Genomic DNA, 1,942 nt, shown 5'->3' with positions numbered 1-1,942 from the left:
GGCTCGATCCGGACCGGCTCGCCGTGATGGGCCACTCCATGGGTGGCGGCGGCTCCCTGGAGGCCACCGCCGACCGGCCCTCACTCAAGGCGTCCATCCCGCTCACCCCGTGGAACCTGGACAAGACCTGGGGCGAGGTCACGGTTCCCACGTTCATCATCGGCGCCGAGAACGACAGCATCGCCTCGGTGCGGACGCACTCCGAGCCGTTCTACGAGAGCCTGTCCGGCTCGCTGGACAAGGCCTACCTGGAACTCGCCGGAGCCTCCCACTTCGCCCCGAACACGTCCGACACCACGATCGCCAAGTACAGCATCTCCTGGCTGAAGCGGTTCGTCGACAACGACACCCGCTACACCCAGTTCCTCTGCCCCGGCCCCGACGACGGGCTGTTCTCCGACGTCGAGGAATACCGCTCCACCTGCCCGTTCTGACCCACGGGCGTCGAATCGGGGCACGGTGCGCGGTCCGGTCACGGGCCGCGCACCGTGCCCTGTGTGCGTCGGTACCGGTGCCGGGGCAGGAGAGCCGGCGGGTGCGGGAACGCGGTCGTCCCGCACGGCGGCGTCAGAACGCCATCGCCTGTGCCCGTCGTTTGACCTCGGTGCCGTGGTTCGTCCGCAGGGCGTTGATCGGGGTCACCCCCGGCAGCGACTCGTCCTCGGAGTACAGCCACCGCAGCATCTCGGTGCGGTTGTACCCGGAGTCCGACAACACCGTGATCGTGCCGGGCAGGCCCTTCAGCACACCGCCCTTGCTGAGGAAGTCGGCGGGGACGACCAGCTGGCCCTCCCGGCGCACCGCGATCAGATGACCGTCCCGCAGCATCCGGCGGACCTTGTTCTCCGACTGCCCGACGGCGTCGGCCACCTCCGCCAGGGAGAGGACGGCGACATCGGCGTCGAGGACGTCGTCAGCGACTGGAATCGCACTCACGCGTACCACCTTGCCATAATCGGGGCGGCCGGGAGCAGCCCCGAGCACGGCGAATCCCGCGGATCCGGCACGGTCGAGTCCGGTCCGGTCCCCGGCAACCCGCCGACGGACCGCCGCGCGGCCCGGGGCCGGGGCGCTGCCCGGCCACCCGCACACCTTCGACCGTAGGATCAGCCGCTGTGACACGCACGGAATCGGACCTGACGGGCGCACTGCTCGATCGGCGCTACCGGGTGGGACCGCTGCTCGCCCGAGGGGGGATGTCGTCGGTCTACCGGGGAGTGGACACCCGGCTCGACCGTCCGGTCGCGGTCAAGATCATGGATGCACGGTTCGCCGACGACCGCACCTTCGTGGAGCGCTTCGAACGGGAGGCGCGCTCGGCGGCCCGGCTGCACCATCCGCATGTGGTCGCCGTCCACGACCAGGGCATCGACACCTCCGCGGGTGACGAGGACCACCGGGCCTTCCTCGTCATGGAACTCGTCGACGGCGGCACCCTGCGCGACCTGCTCGACCGGCACGGCGCCCTGGAGGTACCGCTCGCGCTGACCGTGTTCGAGCAGGTGCTGTCCGCACTGGCCGCCGCGCACTCCGCGGGACTCGTCCACCGGGACGTCAAGCCCGAGAACGTGCTCCTCGGGCACGGCGGGGACGCCGGGGGCGTGGCCAAGGTCGGCGACTTCGGCCTCGTCCGCGCGGTGGCGAACGCGGGTTCCACGAGCACGAGCGTGATCCTCGGCACGGTCGCCTACCTCTCCCCCGAGCAGGTCACCAGTGGCGCGGCGGACCCGCGCTCGGACGTGTACTCGGCGGGCGTCCTGCTCTACGAGCTGCTCACCGGGCAGGTGCCCTACACCGCCGACACCGCGCTGTCGGTCGCCTACCGGCACGTCAACGACGACGTGCCCGCCCCCGGCCGGGTGGTCGGCACGCTGCCGCCCGCCGTGGACGAACTGGTCCTGCGGGCGACCCGGCGGGACGCGGACCTGCGGCCGCCGGACGC

The 1,942-nt window shown here is 71.6% G+C and carries 2 protein-coding genes and 1 pseudogene; 2 read left to right on the top strand and 1 reads right to left on the bottom strand.

All coding sequences use genetic code 11. The features are described 5' to 3' along the window. A pseudogene (locus SACPADRAFT_RS28525) lies at nt 1-434 on the top strand (cutinase/poly(ethylene terephthalate) hydrolase); the annotation flags it as partial. 133 nt (nt 435-567) lie between these two features. Here SACPADRAFT_RS28525 and SACPADRAFT_RS0217900 read toward each other — a convergent pair. Continuing rightward, on the bottom strand, nt 568-936 hold the full coding sequence (locus SACPADRAFT_RS0217900; RefSeq protein WP_007027454.1) for an Rv2175c family DNA-binding protein: 369 nt from the start codon (nt 934-936) through the stop codon (nt 568-570). Between the two features lie 179 nt (nt 937-1,115). Here SACPADRAFT_RS0217900 and SACPADRAFT_RS0217895 point away from each other — a divergent pair. Next, nucleotides 1,116-1,942, top strand: an 827-nt coding sequence (locus SACPADRAFT_RS0217895; RefSeq protein WP_007027453.1) for a protein kinase domain-containing protein, incomplete at its 3' end; no start/stop codon positions are given.

Origin of the sequence: Saccharomonospora iraqiensis subsp. paurometabolica YIM 90007, assembly GCF_000231035.2 — a bacterium.
GTDB classification, from domain to species: domain Bacteria; phylum Actinomycetota; class Actinomycetes; order Mycobacteriales; family Pseudonocardiaceae; genus Saccharomonospora; species Saccharomonospora paurometabolica.
The sequence above is the reverse complement of the archived record's forward strand: the minus strand, read 5'-3'. Positions and strand labels throughout refer to the sequence as shown.